The following is a 22,666-nucleotide window of genomic DNA, read 5'->3' as shown; positions in this document are numbered from 1 at the left end:
GCCGCCTTCAGCTGCCGGTGTCGATGCGCGGATCGGCGAAGAAGTAGTCGCCGATGGCGTTGGGCTCGGTCTTGATCGCCCCGACCCGGTGCATGAACTTGCCGAGACCGATGGTGTTCTCCGGCGCCACCTTGAAGGTCACTTCCGGGTTCTTGATGATCTTCACCAGCAGGTCGCGATCGATCTTGCTGCCGGTGGTCTTGAGATAGATCTCGGCGGCCTTTTCGGGCTGCGTGGTGATGAACTTGGCCGCCTCGTCGAGGGCGTCGAGGAAGGCCTTGTAGGTCTTCGGACTAGTCTTGTAGAATTTCTCGGTCGCGTAGAGCACCGTGGACGAGGCTGGGCCGCCCTGGACCGCGTAGGAGTTCAGGACGATCCGGGCCTTCGGATTTTCGGCGAGTTCCTGATCCTGGAACGGCGGGTTGCCGAAATGGCCCGAGATCTCCGTGCCCCCCTTGATGATGGCGGCCGCCGCCTCCGGATGGGGAATGGCGACGCTGATCTTGTCGAGCCGGGCGTAGTCCTTGTCGCCCCACTGCTTGGCGGAGGCCATCTGCAGGATGCGCGACTGCACCGAGACGCCCACCGCCGGCACCGCGATCCGATCCTTCTCGGTGAAGTCACCGATGCTCGTGACGGCGGGATTGTTGGTTACGAGGTAGTAGGGAAAGTTCCCGAGCGAGGCGACGCCCTTGACGTTCTGCCGTCCCTTCGTGCGATCCCACAGGGTGAAGAGGGGGCCGACGCCCGCGCCGGCGATCTCGATGTTGCCCGACAGCAGGGCGTCGTTCACGGCAGAGCCGCCCGACAGCTGGACATAGTCCACCTTGATGTCGAGACCGGCTTGCTTGCCGTGCTTCTCGATGAGCTTCTGATCCTCGGCGACGTTGAGGAGCAGGTAGACGACACCGAACTGCTTGGCGATGCGCAGCTGGCCCTCGTCCGCCCTCGCCCCGCCGAAGCTCGCCAGGGACAGCGCAAGGCTTGCGACCAGTCCCACGGCGTTCCGACGCGAGAGCGCGCCGCGTTGCTTTGTCATCGTCCGCGCCTTTTTCGATCGAATCTTCTTCGCAATGTTGCCTTGCGAAGAAGATTGAGTCTGCACAGTCGTTGTTCTTGGGTCAACGAAAGCATTATCTTTATAGAGCGTCGATTGGAGGTGAAGTGCCCTCGGAAAGCCCTCGATGTTGGACCGGAATCCTTTTGCCCCGCTTTTCCACAGAGGCACGGACGAGGATGGTGTGACAGGCCGCGCCGAGGACGCGACGCGGTCGCTCGCACCGAGACCGGCCCCTATGCGCAAGCCCTGCGATCCTCGATCTCGGTATTCATGGAGGCGTTCGCGCGGGGCGAGCCCCGGGGGACATGCTCACCGGGACCCCGGTCAGGCGTCGGCCTCGTACGGTCCGGAATCCTCCAGCATCGCGGCGATCCACAGGGCGGCCCGGCCGAACGCCGCACCGCCCTCCCCTCGCGACCCCATGATTTCCGAGAGGCGTACCGCTGTCATCGCATGGCCGCCGTCTCGCAACCGCGCCACGAGGCGGGGGGCGCTCGCCCCGGCGACTGCCGCGAAGCTGCGCCGCCCACCGTGGAGCGCGCCGGCAAGCAGGGCCGCGGCCTCTTCGAGGATGGTCTGAGCGCCTGCAATCGCGCCGGGCACGAACGCTGTTCCGGCGGCGTCCGGAGCCGCAAGGTCGGGCACCAGGAGTCGATCGGTTCCGATGGACCAAGGATCGCAGACCAGGGCGCCGTCCACGATCCATACGGGGCCGGCGACCTGCCGTACGGGGCCCCACCGTTCGGAAAAGGCGCCCGCGAGGGCGTCGAGGGCGCCGGGCGCGGTTCGGTCGTAGGTGCGCGCGAGGCGCAGGGTACCGCCACCATGGGGAAGATCGACCGCCGCCTGCCAGATCTGCGCGCCCGCCGACCACGCTTGGCCCACGACCTCCGCCACGTCGAAGACGTGGAAGGCATCGAGCCGGTCGCGCGGCCGCAGGAAGCCCGGTGGGCGCTGGGCGAGGCGGCGCAGGATCTCGCCCGTCCGGGTCGCCGCGAGGGGAGCGGGCAGGCGCAGCAAGGGCTCGCGCGGCAGGAGTGCCGTCCGCCCGCGCGCGCCCTGGCCGAGCGCCAACAGGCCATCGGCCCGCCGCCGGGCCACGCTGGTGAGAATCTGACCCCGGCCGAGGCCGCCGAGCGACAGGCCCGGCGTGAGGGCGCGCCCAGGCAGACGCGTGACGAAGTCCGCCTCGTCTTCGGCCGGCGCGTAGGTGCGTTCCAGCGCGAGGGTCGCACCCGTATCCGTGTCGGCGAGTGCGACCCGCGCCAGGACTTCGCGCCCTCGCGTCACCAGCCGGGCGCCGAGGGAGACGAGGCGCGTCTTGGCCATGGGCGTTTCGTAGGGCTGGCCGAGGCCGAGGGCGGCGGCACCGCCCACCCGGACTCGCGCCAGGAGTTCGGTCACGAGCTGTAGCACCCTGGCTTCGTCGTGCGTTGCATTGCGGGTCGCGTAAGCTGCGATCTGCGCGGTGAGGTCGGCTTCCGCCAGCAGGATTTGCGTGGCCCCCCGCGCCTGTGCGGCCCGACGCAGCCGTCCGAGGGCCGCCACATGGACCTCCGGCCCGGCCGTGACCCCGGCGTCGAGAAGTCCGGCGACGAGTTCGCCCACGGCGTCCGCGAGGTCGTCCGTTCCGTGATCGAGGGGAACTCTGTCGTCCCCGAGCCGCACCTCCGCCCCGCCCCCGGCCTCACGGAAGGCGCGGATCGCCACCGCCACATGGGCGCAGCCGCCGCCGGCCGCACAATCGCAGCGCGCGTAGCCGACGGCGTCGGGAACAAGGAAGCGCACGCTCGCCGTGGGCAGACGCGCCGCCGGGACCGCCCCATGATCGAGCCCCACGGTCACGCCAGCGGAAAGCAGGCGCTTCAGCTCGGCTGCGGCAGCGGAGCTGAGGCCGGCCTCGAATGCCTGGCCGTCCAGGGTGCCGGGGTCCCAAGGTCCCGCTTCCCCATCCGCCCGCGAATCGGGGGCGCCCGCGATCGCGCTGGTCCGGTAAGCGACGACGAGGGCGACGCGGTGGCGGCACATTCCGCTCGCTGGGCAGGTGCAGGTCGCCTGCCCCGGCGGCTGGTCGGGGTCGAGGCGGGTCAGCGTCCCGTCGGCGAAGCGGGCTTCGACGGTGCCGTCCGGCGCCTCCGCGAGGACCGGTCCCTGCCCGGCCGTGACCTCGCGCACCGCCCGTTTCACGAGGCCTGCGTTGGAAAGCTGGGTCAGGCTCGCGTCGGTGAGTGCCAGGAGGTCGGCGCGCGCCATCCGCCGCTAGCTCCGGATGACGTGGGCGAGCCAGCCGGCCAGTTCGCCCGGCGTCATCGCGGCGATTTCGGCACCGGCCTCGACCAGACGCTGCGCCATGGCCCGGTCGTAGGCTGGCCGCGCCTGCGAATCGAGGGCGGCGAGCCCGAGCACCTTGGTGCGCTGGCCTGTAAGGGCCCGCACCCTGGCGACGAGCACGGCCTCGCTCGCACCCTCGTAGAAATCCGAGACCACGATGACGATGGCGCGTTCGGGAGCGGTGATCAGCCCGGCCGCGTAGCCGACGGCGCCGCCGATATCGGTGCCGCCGCCGAGCTGGACCTTCATGAGCAATGCGCAGGCGTCGTCGCAGTCGCGGGTCAGGTCGACCAAGGCGGTGTCGAAGGCAACGAGGTGGGTCTCGATACCCGGCAGCTTCCACAGGCAGGCCGCCATCACCGAGGCGTGGATGACCGAATCGAGCATCGACCCGCTCTGGTCCACGAGAAGGATCACCTGCCAGGGCTGCATCCGGCGCCGGTTGCGGGCGAAGAAGTGCAGGCGCTCGACGGTGATGCGCCGTCGCTCGGGGTCGTAGTGGCGCAGGTTGTCCCGGATGGTGCGATTGAGGTCGAGGTCCCGGGCGCCGGGGAGCCGGGTATGGCGGCGCCGGTCGAGGACGCCGCCGAAGGCGACCGCGAGATCGCGGGCGAGCTGTTCCGTGAGGCGGCGCACCACTTCCTGCACGAGCCGGCGCGCCATCACCAGCACGTCCGGCGCCATGAGGTGCTTGGTGCGCAGGACCGCCTTGAGCAGGGTCTCGTTGGGTTCGGCGCGGGCGAGCACCTCGGGGTTCGTGATCACGTCGTCGATGGCGTAGAGTTCGATGGCGTCGCGCTCCAACCGCTCGATGGTCTCTTGCGGGAACAGAGTGTGGACCGCGTTGATCCAGTCCGGCACGGTGAGGGCCGAGCCCTCGCGGCCGCCTTGTCGGCGCTCGCCTCGTTCCGCGCCGCCGCCATCGCGGCCGTAGAGCCAGTCGAGTGCGCGGTCCATGGCCGCCGCCCGGCCGGAGAGGCGGCAGCCTGCGCCGGCGCAGGCGGACTCCGCCGCCTCGCCGAGGATCAGGCGCCAGCGCGTGGCCGGATCGAGGCTCATCGCAGGCGCGTCTCGGCCAGCAGGCTCGGACTCCGCAGCAACTCGCTCGCGGTGACCGGGTCGAGATCGCCGAAGCCGCGCTGGTTCGCTCCCGCGGACGGCGCCCCCCATGGGCTTTCCAGGGTCAGTTCGCCCAGGGTCTGCGAGGCTTCCTCGAACTCGGGCGCCCCGGTGAACAGGCCGTCGGCGAAAGTCAGCGACGCCTTGCCCGGTGCCCCACCGGAGAACAGGAAGGCGTGCTCGATCCACCAGATGCCGCCGCCGTCCTGCGGATCGCCGAGGCGCCAGCCGCGCGCCGGCATGCCGCGCAGGCGTTTCGATTCGACGACCACACCCTCGAACCGCTTCGTCTTGGCCGCGCCCCGTTCGGCTTCGGTGAGGGCGAACGTCTCGCGGCCGAGCTGCGGGAAGGGCTGCGCGATCTCGTAGTCGCCGAACAGCGTGCCCCAGGCGGTCAGCGCGTCGGGGTCGAGATGCAGCGGGTGGACGAGGCCGATGAGGCCCGCCGCCTCGGGCGCGAGGTCGATCTCGGCCGGTGCGTCCACTCCGTCCGTGAAGCTCAGGTCCTCGGCGACGCGAAACGTCGCGGTGGGCAGAGTCCGCGGGTCGGCGTCGGCGAAGGTCCCCCAGACGAGGCGCTGGGTGAGGTGGCGGACCAGGGGATGAGCGGAGAAGAACGGGCCGAACACCTCCGGCCGGACCCGGCGCGAGGTGACGAGCATCGCCTCCAGCCGTGCCACTTGCAGGCTCGCCACCGCGCGGGCATCCTTCTTCAGGGCGCTCCAGCGGGCGGTGGCCGCCGCCGCCTTCTCGGCGTCGTCGGACTTGATCGGTTTCGGCAGGTCCTTGAGCCGTGCGCCCGCCGCATCCCGCACCCAGGGCTTCAGCACCTCGTCGAAGCCGGCGCGGAACCGCCGGGTACCGAAATCGAGGTCTAGGCCGCCGCGCTCGTCGAGGTCGAGGTCCGGGGCGAGCCGGTCGGACAATTCCTCCGGTGAGAGGCCCCGTACCTCGGCGAGCTGCGCGATCTTCTCGCGTGCCTTTTCCTGAAGGCCCTTGAACTTGAGCTTCTCGGCGATGCCGTTGAGGTTCATCAGCGCCACGTCCGAGCCGATGTCGACGAGCACGTCGAGGCCCGTGACCGCGCGGGCATGGGCCGCCTCCCCCGGCCAGCGACGGATCAGGCGCGTGAGGTCGCGGGCCGTGCCGTCGTCCCCGAACCAGCCCAGGGTGCGCAGGGCCCAGCCGTCCTTCGAGGGCGTGCCGGCGGCGGTCCAGGCGGAGAAGAGATCCCAGGCGAAGGCCGCGAGACTCTCGGGCGTGCAGGCCTCGCGCACCATCGGCACCCCGGCATAGACGGCATCGGGGTTGGTGAAGGACAGCATCTCGCAAAGCGTCCCCACGGCCTCGTCCGGGAGCGCCCCGCCCGCGCGCAGGCAGGGTTTCGCCAGCGCTCCCGGCACGACCCAGGCCGGCGGCTTGCCGACCTTGGCCGGCACGCGGCCGAGGGGGTCGCGATCGAGCACCTGGGCTACCGCCGTGGCGACGCGCGGCTCGCGGTCCGCATAGGCTGCGACCACCGCTTCGATGGCGGCACGCCCGTCCGGGCGGTCGGATACGAAGAGCCGCAGGGCGTGTTCGGCGGCGTCGCGGGTCGCCCCGGGCTTGCCGACGGCGTCGGGCACGAGGCGGGTGATCGCCGTGCTGCGGTGCCGACGCAGCCAGGCCAGTGCCGGGGTACGGGCCTTCTTGAGCTTCACGAGGGCGCGCGCCGCGGGCGGAGCCAGGCCCTCCGCATCGATGGCGAGGACGGTGGGCAGCAATCCGACGGGATCGGCTTCGATCAGGGCGATGAGGCCCGGCATCGCCGTCTCGCCGAACCGCGACAGCATCCTCGTGACGATCTCCGGCCAGAGCGAGATGTGGCTGTGACCCACGAGGATTCCGGTGAGCGACCACAGCTTGAGAGCCAGGGGGGCCGGCTGCTTCTCCGTGCTTCCGACCAGCCCATGATACGGCGACGACACCCAGTAACGGCAGCTCTGATCGATCTGCCGCAGACGCGCGGCGAGCCATTCGAGCAGGGCGTCGGGATCGTCGAGCGGCGGTGGGGACAGTGCCGGCGGGATCCGGACCCAGTCCTGCTCCGGTTTAGACGTCTCGGCCGCCTCGATGAAGGCGGGGAGTTCGCTCATGTCGTTGAGGATGCGGGCGCGATAGGCGCGCCTGTAACTCTCCGGTACTTCCGTCGCCTCGAATTCGAACGGCGTCGGTAGCGGCGCGAGGTCGAGGACGAGATCGTCCGCACCCCGCATCCGGGCCCGCCACGGCGGATCGCGCAGCACACGGGGCCACGCGGCCCGCTCCGCGAGGGGAACGGCACGGGCCTGCACGAGCCCGTCGAGGAAGCGCGCGGCGCGCCCGTCGGTGTCCCCGATCCAGCCCCGGACCGTGTCGAGGCCGTGGGTGTCGAGGGCGCGCACCGCGCGGGCGCGGAGTGCCGGCTCGGCCCGGCCGCCGGCCAGGACCGCGAGGCAGCGGGGGACGATCGCAGCCGGGTCTGCCGCCAGGGCTGCGTCGAGGGCGGCCGCGATCGGCTTCTCGTGCAGGTGTGGCAGCAGGGTGGCCAGGGCACCGGGCTCGCCCGTCGACAGCATCGCCCGCGCGACCGCCGTCCGCTGCTCGTCGAGGGCGTAGTGCAGGATCCAGTCGAGCCCCGGCAGCGCTGGCTGCCCGGTGGAACGGGCCACCGCGATCAGCGTGGCGGCGGCGTCCGACGCATCGAGGTCGCAATAGAGGAAATACAGGTGATAGCTGCGCTTCGTGCGCCAGGGCGCCGCCGCGGCCGGATCGGAATCCGCCACGAGGGGCAGGAAGTTCGTGTCCGCGGCGACATCGATGCCGGCCGCCGTGGCGGCTTCCAGGACGGCGAGGGGCTGCAGGCCGTGCCTCGCTGGCCGGTCGTCCGCGAGGATGAAGGCGAAGGCAGCCGCCGTCGGCCAGTCCGGTGCCTCGGCGATCCGGTCGTTCAGGAAGGCGACCGCCGCGTCGTAATCCGCCTCCGGTGCGTGGACGAGGGCCGCGCGCGTCGCAAGCTGAAGTGGCTCCGCCCAGGCGAGGTTCTGATAGTGGCCCTGCCTGCGCGTGCCGTCCCGCATCCGGTCGGCGAACCGGGCCGCCTCCATCGCCCCCCCGCTTTCCACGAGGAACCGCAGAGCCGCATCCATGAACCTGAGGAGGTCGGCAGCGTGATGGGCGCCCGCGCGGAAGCTCCGATGTTCGGTCTCGTCCTCGGCCAGATCCCAGATGGATCGGATCCAGTCGCCCATGCCGTCCGGTGGCGGCATCGTTTCGATGAGACGGAGGCTTTCCGTGTCGCCCACGAGGGCGGGCAGGGTCGCGCGGACCGTCCGCAACGCCTCCTCGCCGGTCAGGTGTCGGCCGGGCCTGAGCCGTGTCGGCAGCGGAGTGCCGTCGAACACCGCACCTGACGGCGTCGGGGCCGAAGGGCCCGCTGCGGCCTTCGCCACGGATGCGGCTTCCGGCTCGACAGCCAGCGAGACCGGATCACCCTGCGGTTCCGGAGGTGCTTCCTCGGGCGGCGCGACCTTCGAAGCCTTCGGAGTCGTCTTACCGGTCGTCATTTTGCCGGTCGTCGCCTTACTGGCCGTCGTTTTGCCGGCCGTAGCACTGGCCGGCGCGGCCTGCTCGACCGCCGCGGCCGGTGCCGCACCGACTCGGGCATAACCTTTCGCCGTCTTCTCGCGGACGAGCTTGTCCTTCTCCTTCACGGCGGCGGCTTCGTCCGGAAAGGTCTTGTCCTTGCTCTGACCCTGGGTGCCGAGGCGTCCGAAGCGCACGGTCAGCGTCGTCCCGGTGACATCGGCTTCCCAGAACTTGGCGGACGAGCCCTCGACCAGTTCGTAACGGTCCATGTCGGTTCCCCTCCCTATTCTCCGCCCGTCGCCGCGAGCAGGCTGGGCGTGCGCAGGATTTCGCTCGCGGTCACCGGATCGAGATCACCGAAACGATGCGCGGTGGATGCACCCCAGCCCGTCTCGGTCAGGGTCAGGGCCCTCAGGGTCTGGACTTCGTCGCCGTCCGGCCCGGACCGATGCCACAGACCGTCCTCGAAGCGGAGCACGGCGAAGAGGTCGGCTCCGCCGAGAGGGGTAGGCCGTTGTACCGAACAGACATGCTCGCTTGCCGTATCCGACGACCAGCCCTGAGACCGCAGACCGCGCAGGCGCCGCCCGGCGACCCGCACGCCGTCGAAGCGATCCGTGGCGGAGGCCGCCGCCTCGGCCGGCGTGAGGGCGTAAATCTCCCGTGCGAGCTGGGGAAACGGCTGGGCGATCTCGTAATCGGCGAACAGCGCGGTCCAGGCCGCCAGGGTGCCGGGGGTCAGGTGCAGCGGGTGGACGAGGCCGACCACGCCGTCGAGGGCTGCGAGGTCGAGGTCGAGTCCGGCATCCTCCGCATCGGTTGCGGTCAGGTCTTCGGCCAGCCGGAAGGCGACCCGCGGCGCGGTCGTTGCCAGCCGGTCTTCGTAGAGTCCCCAGACGAGGCGGCCGGCGAGATGGCGGATCAGCGGATGCCCCGCGAAGAACGGCTGGAACACGTCCGGCCCGATGCGTCGCCCCGTCGCCAGCATGGTCTCGAGCCGGGAGACCTGGAGCCGGCCCGCATCCTCCGCGTCCTTTCTCAGCCCGGTCCAAAGCCTGGACGCCTGCTTGGCCAGTTCGGGGTCGTCGGTCTTGGTCGCGCGCGGCAGGGCGGGAAGCCGCTGGCCGTCCGCATTCCGTAGCCAGGGCCTCAGAGTCTCGTCGAAGCCGACACGGAAGTGACGTGTGCCGAAGGACAGGTCGAGGCCGCCGCGTGCGTCCAAGCCGAGATCGGGGGAGAGCCGGTCGGCGAGTTGGACAGCATCGAGCCCGCGCGTCTCGGCGGCGTCCGCGATGGCGTCGCGCGCCGCCTCGCGCAGCTGCAGCAGCGGGTTCTTCTCGGCCAACGCGCTGAGGTTCATGAGCGCCGCGTCGCTGCCGATCCCGGCGAGGACGGCGATGCCGGCCTTGCCCCGGGGTTTGAGGCCCGCTTGGCCCCAGGCACGGATCTGACGGGTGAGATCGCGGGCGCAGGCGTCGCCGCCGATGAGCGCGAGGGTCCGCATCGCCCATTCGCCGGCCACGTTGGCGCCGGCCGCGAGCCAAGACTGGAACACCGCGAGGGCGAAGGCGTCGAGGCTCTCCGGCGTGCAGGCCGCCCGCACGGGCGCGATCCCCGCATACGGGGTCAGGGGGGACGAGAAGGCGAGCATCTCGCAGAACGCCGTTATCGCCGCATCGGGCAGCGTACCGCCCGCGAGTAGGACCGGACGCGGAAGGGCTGCGGGTACGAGCCAGGGCGGCAGCTTCGGGGGCTTGACCGGCACCTGATCCAGCGGATCGCTGTCGACGCCGGATACCACCGCCTCGGGCACGCGCGGATCGATCGCCGCATAGGCCGCCACGGCCGCGTCGAAAGCCGCCCGGCCCGCGGGCTCGGAGGCGAGGAAGCGCAGCGCCGCATCGGCCGCGTCGCGTTCCGGGCCCGGGGCGCCGAGGGCATCGGGCAGGAGCCGCAGGGCGGCGGTGCGGGGATGGGCGCGCAGCCACGCCACTGCCGCTGGCCGCGCCCGCTTGGTCCGATGAAAGGCCCGCGCGGCGATGGGCGTGAGGGCGGCCGCATCCACCTTGAGCACATGCGGAAGCTTATCCTCCGGCTCGGCCGCCACGATGGCGACGAGGCCCGGCAGGGCGCGTTCGCCGAAGCGGACGACCATCGCGGCAGTCTGGTCGTGCCGGACCCCGGAGAGTGCCAGCAGGGGGACTGTCTTCTCCCAGAGGATGAGCGCCAGCGGTTCCGGTTGCCAGGTGACGCCGGTGAACCAGGAATCGTAGATGTAGCAGAAAAATCCGCCGAACCCGTCCCGATCGAGCCGGCGGTCGAGCCATTCCAGGGCGGCCTCCGGGGAAGTTCCGACCGCCGGGACCGGTGTGACGGGCGGCGGGATCGGCCTTGTGTACTTCGCCTCGCCCTCGGCCTCGGTCTCGCGAATCCGCTCCACCAAGCGGTCCATGCCCTCGACGATGAAGCCCGCCCGGTAGCCGTAAGTCGCGTCATCCATCGCCTCCGCGGCGTCGAATTCGTGCGCGAAGGGCGTCGGGATCGGCGCCAGGTTAAGAGCGATGCGCCCGCGCGCTGCGGCCCCGCGCCGCCAGGGGGGATCGCGCAGGATGCTCGGCCATGCCTCGCGCGGCGCGGGCGGCCGGTCATCCGCGAGCAATCGGTCGAGCCGCCCGGAGAGCTTGCCGCCGCCGGAGGCGGCCCAGGCTCGTGCCGCCTCCGCGCCGTGACGGCCGACCAGGGCAATGGCGCGGGGCGCGTAGGCCGGGCCGCCCTTCGCCTGTCCCTTGCCCTCCATCGCCTCCAGATAGTCAGGGAGCATGCGGTCGGGGAAGGCGATGTCCGCCGCGTCCAGGGCATCGCGGACGAGCTTCGCGCCGGTGAAGGGCAGGAGCGCCATCAGGCCCTCTTCGGCACCGGTGTCGAGGAGGGCCTTCGCCACGATGGTCCGGTCGACGCCGATGGCGTCGCGCAGGAGCCACACGAGGCTGGTCGTTGCCGATTCGCCTGCCGCGTGCGCCACGGCGATCATTGTCGCGGCAACCTCGGCGGCGGTCACGTCACGGGTTGCGAGGATTGCCTTGTGCATGGGATCGGCCTGCCACGAGGCGGCCTGCGACGGCGGTAGATCGACGATGAACGGCATGGCGCTGTAACCCTGGCGGACGAACAGGCGCGATGTCCCGTGACGGTCCAGCATGGCGGCGGCGCGTAGCGCATGGTCGGCCCCGGCGCGGTCGTCGGCCAGGACAGACGTGAGCCAGAAGCCGAGATGTGGATCCGGGTCCTCCGCGTGAAGCCGGAGGCAGGCGGCGAGTGCGGCGTCGAAATCCGCGTCCGGTGCCGCCGTGAGGGCGGAGCGCATCCCGAAGCTATTCGGGATGTCCCAGACCGAGACTGGCATCGTACCGTACTTGCTGGTCGGACGGGGACGAAGCTGGTCGAAGAGGCTCACCAGGGGGGCGATGCCGGAGCGTGCCACGAGCCAGCGGGCGAAATGCATGAACGCGGCCCGAGTCGCCGGACCCCGGGGGCCGAGCTTCCGGCCCCAGAACCGTTGGTCCATCGTCGGACAGGCGGCACGAAGCAGATTCAACCAATCGCGCGCCTGCGCCGCGTCGAGGGCCGGCGGCTCGCGGTCGAGACGAGCCGCGAGGGCCTTAGCGTCGGCGCCCTCCGGCGCAGAGTCCAGCAGGTCGCGGATCGCGGCGACGAAAGCGGCCCAGTCGGCCGCGGGATCGAGGGCCGGGCCGGGCCGGGTTCGGGTCGGCAGGGACGTGCCGGAGAAGATCGCCCGATCGGCCTGCGCTGCCTCGGGCATGGCGCTCGCGGAGACGGGACCGGCCTCCGGTGGGACCTCGATCGCCGCCGGGGTGGGTGTCGCGTCGGTCTCACCGGTCGTGGGGCGATACCCCTTGCGGGTCTTTTCCAGGATCAACCGGTCACGTTCCTGCCGCGCACCGTCGGCCTCCGGGAAAGGTTTGACCTTGGACTGACCCTTGGTCCCGATCCGCCCGAACCGGACGGTGAGGTCGCATCCCTCGACGCCCACGTCCCAGAACTTGGACGACGATCCTTCGGTCAGTTCGTAACGCTGCATACCGTTCCCCCCCTTCCGCGCAGAGTTAGACCCCGTCGCACTGATCTAGGTCAACCCGTACCGCGCGAGTCTGTCCGCGACCCTCGCCTCCTGCGCGAGTGCCGTGGCCTGGTCGATGGGCATCGCGCCCTGCCGCATCCAGGCCAGCGCTTCGGCCTCTGCCTGGGCGGGGCCGATACCGCCCCGGCGCAGGATCGCGGCAGCGATGCGCTCGCGCTCGCGCGGTGGAAACCACGCGAAGGCCATGCGCAGCGCGGGCAATGCCCGCAGGAAATCCGCGTCGTCCCAGGCGCTGACCAGTGCTTCGACGGCCGCCAGCGTCGCATCCTGCGCGACCTCTTCCCGGGCGAGGGCGAACAGGCCGGCGAGAAAATCGCCGAGGGTATCGGGCAGGCCGAAGCGGCGTAGCCGGCGCGCGGCTTCGTCCGGCCCCGCTCCGATCTCGCCGCAGGCGACCAGGAACCCGAGGGCCGCCCCCGCGAGTGCAGGCGGTGCGTCCGGGTCGGCCAGCCGCCGCCCCAGCATGGCGACGAAGGGCGGGCGCAACGGTGCGAGGCCCGGCACGGTGTCCCGGCAATCGCGGAACAGGTCGCGGCAGGCGAGGACGAGTTCGATGGCACCGAGCCCTTCGCGGGCATCCACGATGGTCTCGATGAGAGACAGCGCGCGCTCCCCCAGGGCGACGCAGAGTTGGGCGAGGGCCGGGGCCGCCGTTTCCCCGAAGGCCGCGCCGAAGCGGTGGAGGCGCACGAGCCGGCGCCCGGTACCTCCGAGGTCGGCAACAGCGTGCGCCGTGGCGATGCCCCGGCTCAACCGCCCGAGCAGGTCACCCTCGATGGGGAGGCCGGCGAAGAGCGCGTCGGAGAGAGCGAGGGCCAGCACGTGCAGGCTGTCCGGGTCGGCCTCGATCCGCGCGGCGAGCCGAGCCGTGGCGGCCATGGCGAGCGTGCCGCCCCAGAGCGAGGCCTCGATCAGGGCGCCGGGCCAGTCGGGATGCCGCGCGATCGCGAAGCTTTCGCGGGGCAGTCCTGGTTCGGCGAGGTCGGGGCCCTCTTCGCGGCCGATGCCCGGAAGTCCCAGGACGACGGTCTGGTGGAGCAGGTGCGCCCGCGCGCGGTCGGCGGGCTCGGCCCAGTCGATCGGCACGCGTCGGCGTAACGGACCGGGTTCCAGGTTGGCGGCGCGCAGGCGCTCCTCCACATCGGCGACGAGGGGCGGCTGTCGGGTGCCCGGGGCGAGCCGTCCCTCCCGGTGGCCGGCCAGGGCCCGCAGCATCGCGGCCAGGGCCGCGTGGCGTGGGGCGGCGGCGGACGCCGTCCAGGCGGGCGGCGCATCGAGGGCGTCCTTGACCAGGGTGGCCAGGGCCGCGTCGATCAGGTCGGCGCGCAGGATCGCCGGGTGGGCGCGCAGGCGCGCGAGCGCACCCGCATGGGCCGCCCAGGCGATGCGGTCGGCGGTCGAGACCACCTGCCCGGCCTCGCGCAGGGCGGTCGCGATGGTGCCGGCGGCCCAATCCGCTGCCGGGTCGAGCCCCTCGGCGGCGACGTGTTCGTAGTAGCCCGGTGAGGGCATGCCGGCGCTGTAGCCGGAGAACCGGTCGAGGCGGGCATAGGAATAGGGCACCACGTAGCTGCCGGTCCGCTCGCCCTGATCCGGCGGTGCCGGTTCGGGCCGGGCGCCGTCGGCCCGAGCCGCGTAGCGTCGGATGGCTTCCGCGTGCCAGCCACCGCAGACCAGCACCACCGGCTTTCCCCCGGCCGCGCGCAGGGCCCAGGCCGCGTGGGCGCCCATGAAGCGCTCGCGCGCCTCCTCGGCCGGATCGTCCGTGCCGGGCGGACGCAGGAGAGCGAAGTAGCGCGCGAGCCGGTCCGGCAGCTCGTGCTCCGGGGCGGCTTCGGCCAGCATGTCCCAGAGGGCGTCCTGATCCTCGGCGCCGAGGGCGGAGGCGAGCGCCCGTTCGGCGGCTTCGGCCCGGGGGCCGTGCGGGTCGGCGTAGCGGTTTCTCCGCTGGCCGAAGGCCGGATCCCAGGCCGGCAGGTCGCAGAACAGGGTCTCGGCGCCGACGGCCCGGCCCGAGACGAGGGCCTGCCATTCCGGCGAGAAGGCGCAGAACGGCGTGTAGGAGGCGTGGCTGGCGTGCTCCGTGGCCCGGAACGAGAAGATCGCCACCGGCAGGGCGTGGTCGAGGGCGAGGTCGGCGAGGTGCGTGTTGAAGTCCGACGGCCCCTCGATGAGCACCAGGGCCGGGCGAACCGTCTCGATGGTACGGCGCACAAGGCGCGCGCAGGCCGGCGAATGGTGACGCACGCCGACGACCGTGAGCGGCTCGCCGGTCTCGGGGCCGTTCATTGCGGGGTGAGGAGGTGACGGGCGGCGTAGAGCGCGCGCCACGCCGCGCCGTCGCGGCGGCCGACGCGCTGTTCGAGGTAGCGGCGCAGGCGCGCCAGATCCTCGGCATCGTCCTTGGCGGCGGTTCCGGCGAGGCAGGCGACGATGTCCTCCGGCCGTCCCGCGTCGCCGCGCAGGAAATGCGCCTTGACGCCGATGGCGTGGGCGACGCTGACGGCCTCCGCCGTGCTCATCACCGAGGAGAGCCGCTCCAGGCCGGTGCCCTCGTGATCCACGGCCTCGCGCAATTCCCGGAAGCAGGTCACGAGGAGTTCGAGGATTTCGGGGTCGGGCGCGCGCGGCACGCCGGACCGGACGAGGAGTGCGGTGGCTTCCCGGCGCACCAGAGCGAGTTCGGCCGCCGCGTCCGCGATGGGAAACACCGTCTCGAAGCCGAAGCGGCGCTTGAGGGCCGCCGACATCTCGTTGACCCCCCGGTCGCGGGTGTTGGCCGTCGCGATGAGGTTGAAGCCCTCGCGGGCATAGACCATGCCGGCATCGCCCGTCAGTTCCGGCACCGCGAGCACGCGGTCGGAGAGCACGGACAGCAAGCTGTCCTGCACCTCCAACGGACAGCGGGTGATCTCCTCGAACCGCACGATGCGACCCGCGCGCATCCCGGTATGGAGTGCCCCCGGCACCAGGGCGCGTTCGCTCGGCCCTTCCGCGACGAGGAGCGCGTAATTCCAGCCGTAGCGGATTTGGTCTTCGGTGAGCGAGGCGCCGCCCTGGATCGTCAGGGTCGAGCCGCCGCTGATCGCGGCGGCGAGCAGCTCCGACAGGAGGCTCTTCGCGGTGCCGGGCTCGCCGATGAGCAGCAAGGCCCGCGACGTCGCCAGGGTGACCATGGCACGCTCGACCAGGGCCGGCGAGCACACGACCTTCGGCTCCCCTGCCCCATCGCCGCAGATGAATCGCTTCACGCCCTGGAGCGAGAGCTGCCAGCCGGGCGGGCGCGGTGCCGTATCCTCCGCTCGCAGCCGTGTGAGCTCTGCCGCGTGCACGACCTCCGCCGGGGGCCGCTGGCGGGTTTCGCCGTCCGTCCTCGCCCGTTCGACCTTCGCCATGCCGCTTCCCCCGCCGAGGTGCACCGCAGTGCCGCCTCACCCGGCCGGAGACTGCCCCGGTCCAGGGCGGTTTCTCAAGGGCGCGCGATCGCGAGGGTGTTACGTAAACCCCCGTCCGTGAACGCGCGCCCGAGCCGCCACCCTACGCGACCACGAGGTTGAGGGCGTGGGTGGCCGGCGCGAGCTGCACGCGCCGGCCCCATTCGAAGGCGATGAAATCCTGCTCGATCCCGTCCGCGAACACCACGCCGCCGTCGTTCATCCGCGACGTGACCGCGAGGGACGCCCCGGTGAGCTTGCCCGCGCGGAGCTCCGTGGTGCTCGTCACGCTGGGGAACGGCTCGCGCACCCAGTAGCCCACCGCCGCCTCCTCGACGCCGATCCGTAGGGTGAGATGGGTCGCCTCGCCGATGGAGCGGGCCCAGCCGGTCAGACCGGTGCCCGAGGCGACGATGAGACCGCTCGACGACTGGTCCTCCGAAACACCGTCCGCCTCGATCCGATAGCGCGCGGATTGGTGGCTGCGGTGGCCGACGAAGATCTCGTTGAGCGCGAGTAGCGTCTGCCCGTCGTCGAGCACCGCCCGCACCATGGTCCGTCGCTCGATCTGCGCCGCCCCGGCGACGCTGGCCGCGAGCAAGGGCCCCAGGCGCTCCACCGCGACGCGGGCCAGCACGCCGTCGTGGAGATCGGGCGCCGGATTGACGCCGATCACCGGCTGGTCGCGCAGGTACTTCGCCACGTTGGCGACCAAGCCATCCTGTCCGACCGCGACGATCACGTCATCGGGGGCGAACAGGAACCGGTCGAGGTCGCCGCGCCGTGCCAGAGCCTGCCGCCACGCCCCCGGCACGGCGGCGCGCGCCTGGCCGAGTACCGCGTGGAAGCGGGCGTGCCGCGCTTCCATCTCCGCGAGGTTCTGGCCGCGGCTCTCCAGGAAGAACCGGGCCTGGCCACGGGTGGCGTGCCGGGCCAGGAGGGCTTCGTAGTCGGTGTCGCGGATCACGAACACGGCGCGCGGGGGGACGACGGACATGGTGTCCTCAGCGCGGGAAGGCCGGCGGCGCCACCGGTGGGCCCGGCTTGCGGAACTCACCCAGGACGGCCGCGAGAAGGTCGGGCGTGACGTTGACGTGCTCGATGGTCTCGAGCTTGCCCGCGAGTTCACGGGCGGCCAGCCCGAGCAGCACGGCGGGCGGAAGGTCGCGATAGATGGCCGCGCGCCGCTGCTCGGCCTCGGCCCTGGCACCCTCGACGAGGCGGATGCGCTCGGCCTCGGCCGCCGCCTCCAGCCCGTGGGCCTCGGCCAGGCCGGCCGCGCGGTCGCGGGCATTTTCCGCCTCGCGCGCGATGAGCACCGTCTCGCGCCGAGCGAGTTCCGTGCGGGTCTCCAGCTCGTTCTCTGCGATGGTGCGCTCCTTCTCGACGGCGAGGGCGCGGCGGGCAAAGGTCGCCGCGTCCGCCTTCTGCTGAAGCGACTCGAAGGTCGGCGTCTGCAGGGCGCGCTCCAGTTCGCTCGTGGGCGCGAGGTTGGTGAGCCGCACCGAGACCACGGCGACGCCGATCTCGGCGAGGGAGGGGGCCGCTCCCAGCACTGACTCGAGGGCGATGCGCAGGGGTTCGGGGCCGGCGTCCAGCAGCGCGCCGACGGGGTTTCCGCCGATCTCCTGCAGGACCGCCTGGCCGGCGATGCCGCTGAGGCGCGCCTCGATGCGCTCGATGGGTTCGCCGCGCGGCTTGCCAGTGTGCAGTCCGAGGGAGAAATCGACGCGGCCGGCGAGCAGGTCCGGATCGACGACGCGCCAACCGATGGTCCCCTGGACCACGACGGTCTGAAAGTCGCGGCTGCGGCCGCGCACGAACAAGGTCATCTCGCGGTCGTCCATCGGCACCTCGCTGATGCTCGCGGTCTCCGGCCGGAACCAGAAGACGAGCCCCCGGCCGCTCTGCCGGACGCGGCCGTTGCGGTAGCGGATGACGTGGCTGCTCGCCTCGCTCTTCAATTGCGCGATCGGGCCGAAATTGTGGATCGTGGCCATGGGATCTTCCTCCAGGATGGACGCGGATTCAGAGCGGTTTCCGAACGCGGTAGAGTTCGGCGGGGCGGAACGAGGTGCCGGCCTCGCGGGCCCCCGTCGGTGCCAGCCAGCCGCGGTCGAGCATCCGGCGGCGGAAGGCGGGCTTGTTGAGGGGGATGCCGAGGATCGCCTCGTGCACGTCCTGCAATTGGCGCAGGGTGAAGTGCTCCGGCAGCAGGGCGAAGCCGATCCCGGAATAGTCGAGCTTGCCCCGCAGTCGCAGGATCGCGAGGGCCAGGATGTCGGCGTGGTCGAAGGCGAGGGACAGCGGGCTCCGCCGTCCCGGATCCTGCGCGGAGAATGCCGTGACGGGGCCGCCGGTCTCGCCGGCCCACGGCACCTCGACGATGGCCGCCGACAGCTCCGCCGCGCCGTCCAGGGCCTGCCGGAACGCGGCTTCCGGCAGGAGCGCGAGATAGGCCACGGAGACGATGCGCATGCGCGGGTCCCGGTCGAGGGCACCGAAGGTGTAGAGCTGCTCGAGGTGCGGCCCGGCGATGCCGGCCTTGGCGCGGAGGACGCGTTCGGCGGCCGCGTCGAGGGTCTCGTCCATCCCGACGAAACCGCCGGGCAGCGCCCAGCGATCGGCATGGGGGTGCTCGGTCCGCTTCAGCAGCAGGGCCGCCGGGCGGTCGGCATGAATACTCATCAGCACGAGATCGACGGTGAGCGCCGGGCGCGCGAAGGCGTTCGGATCGTACGCTGCGAGGAACGCGTGCTCAGACATGGCATCACCATATATTTAATCTGCGTATAACTAAGATGCGAATTAGATATATGTCAAGGCATCGGGACCGTAGCGCGTCAGACCGGTTGATCGCTTCGCGATGCGGATTCGGGCTTCGCTCAGGCCGCCCGTGGACCATCGTGGGGACATGAAAGTCGATCGTCCGGGCCGGCCGCCGCGCAAAACCGGGTCTGGCCGACCCATGAGCCCGGGGAGGGCGGCCGGCGCCGCCCAACCAGGGAGACGTCACATGCGCTCGATCTCGATTCTCGTCCTCGTCGGCCTGCTCGGCGGCGCGGCTCCGGTTCTCGCCCAGGGGACCGACAGGGCTGCCAGCGGAGGCGGCAATCAGGAGTTCCTCGGCGTCGATCTCGACAATGGCGGGGTCTACTACAACGGCCGCAACTCGGGACGGTACTGCGTCTACCGGACGGTCGAGGTGTTCGACCGCAACACCGGTTATGTCGAGGCGCGCCGCATGCGCCGGTGCGGACGCGGTCTCTACCTGCCGTAGGGAGCGCCATCATGCTGATCGCCCTCTCGCCTCTTCACTTGGCGGTCCTCAGCCTCGCCATCGCGCTGGTTGCAAGGTAATGGCCCGGCGCGCCATGCTCCGGCCGAATTTGCCCTCGACGTCCGGTCGGATACCCACCGAGCGTTCGTCGGAACCCGTCTTCTTCCATGTGGCAAGGAGAGCCCGTGCATGAGGAACAACATAACGGTCCGGAATGCGCGGGCTCGCGCCACCCGCTGGCTCGTGGGGGTTCTCGCCCAGATCACGCTCCTCGCCGGTGCCGTCGAGCCGGTCCGGGCTGCGCCCGATCCCGCCATCTTCTCCGACAATGCCGATTCCGTCGCCGTCGTGATCGGCAACCGCAGCTACAAGCAGACGGTGCCGGTCGACTTCGCGCACAACGATGCCGAGGCGATGCGGGCCTACCTCGTCCAGCGGCTCGGTTACCGCGACACCAACGTGTTCGTCCTCAAGGACGCGACTCTCAACGAGTTCAATCAGGCCTTCGGCACCGAGCGGAACCCGCAATCGGGCCGGCTTTGGCGCAGCGTGCGCGAGGGCCGCTCGAACGTCTTCGTGTATTACTCGGGCCACGGCGTACCGGATCTGGCCACGAAACAGCCCTTCCTGCTGCCGGAGGACGGCAACCCCAACCAGGGCGAGAGCGGCTACAGCCTGGAGACCCTCTACCGCAACCTCGACCTCGTGAAGCGCAAGATCGGCGCCGAGCGCCAGCTCGTGGTGATGGTCGATGCCTGCTTCACCGGCGAGACCGGCCGCAAGGGCGAAAGCCTGCTCGCCGTCTCGGCACCCGGCTTCGCCCCGTCCCGGCCGAAGGCCGAGACCAGAATCGTGCGAATGGTCGCCACCTCCAGTGCGACGCCGGCCAACTGGGACGAGGCGAACCGGCTCGGCCTCCTCACCAGCCGCTTCCTCATGGGCGTCTCTGGGCTGGCCGACGCGACGGATCGGCAGGGCAACGGCGACGGGCAGGTGCAATGGCCCGAGCTGAAACGCTACCTGCGCACGGAGGTCGAGGAGGCCGCGCGCCGCGCCAGCGGCCGCGAGCAGGTGCCGGAGATCGACGATGCGCCCATCGTGCTGAAGGCCTCCCTGCCCGTCGAGGCCGTCGCCAAGGGCGTCGCGGCGGTCCGCGACGAGGCGGCGTGGCGCCGTGCCGAGACCCTCGGCACCCGCGAGGCCGTCGAGGCCTATGTGGGCACCTGCGGCGAGGTCTGCGCCCACAGGCCCCAGGCCATGGAAAGGCTGCTCTCCGGTAAGCGCAGGGACGCGGCAGCCATCGATCAGGAGAACTGGGCTCGGTTCGGCCAGCAGCGGCAGTACCAGGCCTATCTCGATTCCTGCGGCGAGGTCTGTGCCTACCGCAGCCTCGCGGAGGGCTATCTCGGCGGCTCGGACCCGAACGGCGATCCGCGCGTGAAGCGCTGCGACGACCTCGCCGCCGGCACCGACGACCCCGACCGGCCCAAGGGCGTGACGGGGGTGAAGCTCGGGCGGATCGAGGCCAGCGCGGCCATCGAGGCCTGTCGCGCCGCCGCCGCTTCGTACCCGACCTTGCGCCGCCTCGCCTACCAGCTCGGCCGCGCCTACGACAAGTCCGACCGCTACAAGGAGGCCTTCGCGGCCTATGACGGCGCGGCCAAGGCCGGCAGCGTCTCGGCGATGAACAACCTCGCCACGCTCTACGAGAACGGCCAGGGCGTGAAGCGCGCGCAGGCGGAGGCGTTCCGCCTCTACCGGCAGGCCGGCGAGGGCGGCAACCGGGTCGCCCTCGCCAACGCCGCCCGCATGCTCGAATACGGCAACGGCATCCCGAAGAACGAGGCTCAGGCCGTGGCGCTCTACAAGCGCGCGGCGGAAGCCGGCGACGTCGCCTCCATCTCGAAGCTCGTGCCGCACTACGCCACCGGCGCCCACGGGTTTCCGAAGGATCTGCGACAGGGCTTCGACCTGTTCCGTCAGGCTGCCGACAAGGGCGATCCCGTCGCCATGGCGACCATGGCGGCCCTGATCGACAACGGTTTCGGCCGGTACTTCCCGGGGGTCAGCGCCTCCGGCCTGGTGCTGCGGGCGCTCAAGCGCGGCGAACTCGGCGCCGCCTCCGTCTCGGCCACCGACACGGGCGCCCAGAAGCTGAAGCCCGAGACGATCCGCGCCGTCCAGCGCGCCATCAAGGAGGCCGACTACTATTCGGGCGCCCTCGACGGACGCTTCAACCCGGTCTTCGTGCGCGCCCTCGACCAATACGCCAAGGCGAACGAGGCGGAATGAGACGCGCTCGCGCGTTCGGGCTAATCGCGGCCCTGGTCGGCACGCCCGCCGCCGCCGATCCGGGCACCGCCGCCTTGGCGCCGTTCCTCGATGCCGTCGCCGCCTGCGCCGGCCGGGCCGACCTCCGGCTGGCCGTGGTCGGCGTCGAGCCCGGCCAGACCGCGCTTTCCCGCGAGCAGGCCGAGGAGGTGCGCCTCGCCGTGGAGAGTCGGCTCCAGGCGACGGGCCGGGTGCGCCTCGCGGCGGCGGCCGACGTGGTGCGGATCAAGGCCCTGCGCGAGGGCACCACCGGTCTCTCCGGCGCCGAGGCCGAGGCGCAGATCCGCGAGGCCTTCGCGGGCGACGCCAGCGTGTTCCTGGTGGAGCCCCGCCGGGCCGGCGAGACAGCCGCGTTCCGACTCCAGGCCATCACCCGGAGCGCCGCCTGCAAGGCCACCAGCGAGCCCGTCGTCGTACCGATCCGGGTCGGCGCAGGCGTCGCGGATATCGATGCGGTGATGGAGCTGGCGGTCCGGGCCTTCGCGCAGGCAGCGCCGAATGCCGGCGCCGTCGCGATCTGTCCCTTCGTGGCCGAGGGCGGCCATTCGACCTGCGCGGGCGCGCTGACCGACCGCCTCGTCATCGCCCTGGACGCCGAGGCCCGCTCGGCCAACCGCATCCTGAAGGGCGCCCGCCTCGATGTCCGCCGCAATCCGTCGGGGACGACCTGCGAGGGTCCGGTCACCGCCCGCGGGCGCTTCTCCCAGGATCGCGACGCCGGCGGCAATGCCCGTGCCTGGATGGAGCTGGAGTTCCAGCGCGGCGGCGCCGTACTGGCGCCCACCGGGCGACGGCGCATCGGCACCGAGGGGCTCGGCTGCGACCCGACCCCCCGCCCCTTCCTCGACCATCTGGCGGCGACGGCCCGGACCGACGGCGGACGCCTCGCGGTCTCCGCCACCGCCACGCCGTTCTCGGCGGGGCAGCGCCTGGAGATGCGCATCGAATCGAAGGCCGCTCAGAGCCTCTATTGCTGGGTCGTCGCCCCCGACGAGACCGCCTTCGTCGCCCTGCCGGTGCGCGGCAATCCCGCCTCCTCCGTTCCTCTCAAGGCCGGCGACGTCCGGCGCTACCCACGCGGCTACGGGCTCGACGAGATCGTCGCGGGCGCGCCGTTCGAGAACCTGTTCGCCTGCTTCGGGGTCTCGGGCGGCCTGCCGCCGGAACTGGAGGCGCGCTGGCTGGCCGTTGCCCCCGGCACGGAATCCGACGCCAGGCTCCTACAGGCACCCGAGGTGCTCGATCTCGTGGACAGGATCCGGGCGACACCCGGCGTGACCGAGGCGGCGGCACGCATCGTCGTGCGCTGACGGGCGTGCGTTGACGGGCGTGCGTTGACGGGGATG

General features: G+C 71.6%; 13 protein-coding genes. 3 read left to right on the top strand and 10 right to left on the bottom strand.

All coding sequences use genetic code 11. From position 1 onward, the window contains the following. Positions 1–7 precede the first annotated feature (7 nt). From ASF52_RS02510 to ASF52_RS02465, 10 genes are all read right to left on the bottom strand, one after another. Complete coding sequence (locus ASF52_RS02510) at positions 8–1,039, bottom strand: ABC transporter substrate-binding protein (protein ID WP_056167089.1); 1,032 nt, start codon at positions 1,037–1,039, stop codon at positions 8–10. A gap of 345 nt (positions 1,040–1,384) precedes the next feature. Then, complete coding sequence (locus ASF52_RS02505; RefSeq protein WP_056167086.1) at positions 1,385–3,313, bottom strand: SWIM zinc finger family protein; 1,929 nt, start codon at positions 3,311–3,313, stop codon at positions 1,385–1,387. A gap of 6 nt (positions 3,314–3,319) precedes the next feature. Then, positions 3,320–4,450 (bottom strand): VWA domain-containing protein, encoded by a 1,131-nt coding sequence (locus ASF52_RS02500; protein ID WP_056167083.1) that lies wholly within the window; start codon positions 4,448–4,450, stop codon positions 3,320–3,322. After that, on the bottom strand, positions 4,447–8,385 hold the full coding sequence (locus ASF52_RS02495; RefSeq protein ID WP_056167081.1) for a DUF4132 domain-containing protein: 3,939 nt from the start codon (positions 8,383–8,385) through the stop codon (positions 4,447–4,449). The genes ASF52_RS02500 and ASF52_RS02495 overlap by 4 nt, the downstream gene beginning before the upstream one ends. Before the next feature lie 14 nt (positions 8,386–8,399). Beyond that, complete coding sequence (locus ASF52_RS02490) at positions 8,400–12,215, bottom strand: DUF4132 domain-containing protein (protein ID WP_056167078.1); 3,816 nt, start codon at positions 12,213–12,215, stop codon at positions 8,400–8,402. Positions 12,216–12,260: 45 nt separating this feature from the next. Then, the gene (locus ASF52_RS02485; protein WP_056167075.1) at positions 12,261–14,564 is read right to left on the bottom strand and encodes a DUF5682 family protein; all 2,304 of its coding nucleotides are present in this window, start codon (positions 14,562–14,564) and stop codon (positions 12,261–12,263) included. Next, on the bottom strand, positions 14,561–15,670 hold the full coding sequence (locus ASF52_RS02480; RefSeq protein WP_056167072.1) for an ATP-binding protein: 1,110 nt from the start codon (positions 15,668–15,670) through the stop codon (positions 14,561–14,563). The genes ASF52_RS02485 and ASF52_RS02480 overlap by 4 nt, the downstream gene beginning before the upstream one ends. 142 nt (positions 15,671–15,812) lie before the next feature. After that, positions 15,813–16,706 (bottom strand): NAD(+)/NADH kinase, encoded by an 894-nt coding sequence (locus ASF52_RS02475; RefSeq protein ID WP_056167067.1) that lies wholly within the window; start codon positions 16,704–16,706, stop codon positions 15,813–15,815. Positions 16,707–16,713: 7 nt separating this feature from the next. Continuing rightward, on the bottom strand, positions 16,714–17,709 hold the full coding sequence (locus ASF52_RS02470) for an SPFH domain-containing protein (protein ID WP_056167063.1): 996 nt from the start codon (positions 17,707–17,709) through the stop codon (positions 16,714–16,716). 28 nt (positions 17,710–17,737) lie between these two features. Continuing rightward, positions 17,738–18,475 (bottom strand): NUDIX hydrolase, encoded by a 738-nt coding sequence (locus ASF52_RS02465; RefSeq protein WP_056167062.1) that lies wholly within the window; start codon positions 18,473–18,475, stop codon positions 17,738–17,740. A gap of 250 nt (positions 18,476–18,725) precedes the next feature. Between ASF52_RS02465 and ASF52_RS02460 the strand changes: the two genes are divergently transcribed. The 3 genes from ASF52_RS02460 (at position 18,726) to ASF52_RS02450 (ending at position 22,630) form a co-directional block, all read left to right on the top strand. Further along, complete coding sequence (locus ASF52_RS02460; RefSeq protein WP_056167052.1) at positions 18,726–18,989, top strand: hypothetical protein; 264 nt, start codon at positions 18,726–18,728, stop codon at positions 18,987–18,989. Between the two features lie 189 nt (positions 18,990–19,178). Then, entirely contained in the window at positions 19,179–21,281 is a 2,103-nt protein-coding gene (locus ASF52_RS02455) for a caspase family protein (protein ID WP_056167049.1), read from the top strand. Next, positions 21,278–22,630 carry a hypothetical protein gene (locus ASF52_RS02450; RefSeq protein WP_056167047.1) on the top strand — a complete coding sequence of 451 codons (1,353 nt, stop codon included), beginning with the start codon at positions 21,278–21,280 and terminating at the stop codon, positions 22,628–22,630. The genes ASF52_RS02455 and ASF52_RS02450 overlap by 4 nt, the downstream gene beginning before the upstream one ends. Positions 22,631–22,666: the final 36 nt, after the last annotated feature.

This window comes from Methylobacterium sp. Leaf112 (assembly GCF_001423295.1).
In the GTDB taxonomy this organism is placed as follows: Bacteria; Pseudomonadota; Alphaproteobacteria; order Rhizobiales; family Beijerinckiaceae; genus Methylobacterium.
Note: the sequence above shows the minus strand (reverse complement) of the source record. Positions and strands in the feature narration are given on the sequence as shown.

Excerpts from the sequence above, each read along its gene's own strand:
- ASF52_RS02485 (WP_056167075.1), bottom strand. The coding sequence starts at position 14,564 with ATGAACGGCCCCGAGACCGGCGAGCCGCTCACGGTCGTCGGCGTGCGT.
- ASF52_RS02505 (WP_056167086.1), bottom strand. The coding sequence starts at position 3,313 with ATGGCGCGCGCCGACCTCCTGGCACTCACCGACGCGAGCCTGACCCAG.
- ASF52_RS02450 (WP_056167047.1), top strand. The coding sequence starts at position 21,278 with ATGAGACGCGCTCGCGCGTTCGGGCTAATCGCGGCCCTGGTCGGCACG.
- ASF52_RS02470 (WP_056167063.1), bottom strand. The coding sequence starts at position 17,709 with ATGGCCACGATCCACAATTTCGGCCCGATCGCGCAATTGAAGAGCGAG.
- ASF52_RS02460 (WP_056167052.1), top strand. The coding sequence starts at position 18,726 with ATGCGCTCGATCTCGATTCTCGTCCTCGTCGGCCTGCTCGGCGGCGCG.
- ASF52_RS02455 (WP_056167049.1), top strand. The coding sequence starts at position 19,179 with ATGAGGAACAACATAACGGTCCGGAATGCGCGGGCTCGCGCCACCCGC.
- ASF52_RS02500 (WP_056167083.1), bottom strand. The coding sequence starts at position 4,450 with ATGAGCCTCGATCCGGCCACGCGCTGGCGCCTGATCCTCGGCGAGGCG.
- ASF52_RS02465 (WP_056167062.1), bottom strand. The coding sequence starts at position 18,475 with ATGTCTGAGCACGCGTTCCTCGCAGCGTACGATCCGAACGCCTTCGCG.
- ASF52_RS02490 (WP_056167078.1), bottom strand. The coding sequence starts at position 12,215 with ATGCAGCGTTACGAACTGACCGAAGGATCGTCGTCCAAGTTCTGGGAC.
- ASF52_RS02495 (WP_056167081.1), bottom strand. The coding sequence starts at position 8,385 with ATGGACCGTTACGAACTGGTCGAGGGCTCGTCCGCCAAGTTCTGGGAA.
- ASF52_RS02475 (WP_056167067.1), bottom strand. The coding sequence starts at position 16,706 with ATGTCCGTCGTCCCCCCGCGCGCCGTGTTCGTGATCCGCGACACCGAC.
- ASF52_RS02510 (WP_056167089.1), bottom strand. The coding sequence starts at position 1,039 with ATGACAAAGCAACGCGGCGCGCTCTCGCGTCGGAACGCCGTGGGACTG.
- ASF52_RS02480 (WP_056167072.1), bottom strand. The coding sequence starts at position 15,670 with ATGGCGAAGGTCGAACGGGCGAGGACGGACGGCGAAACCCGCCAGCGG.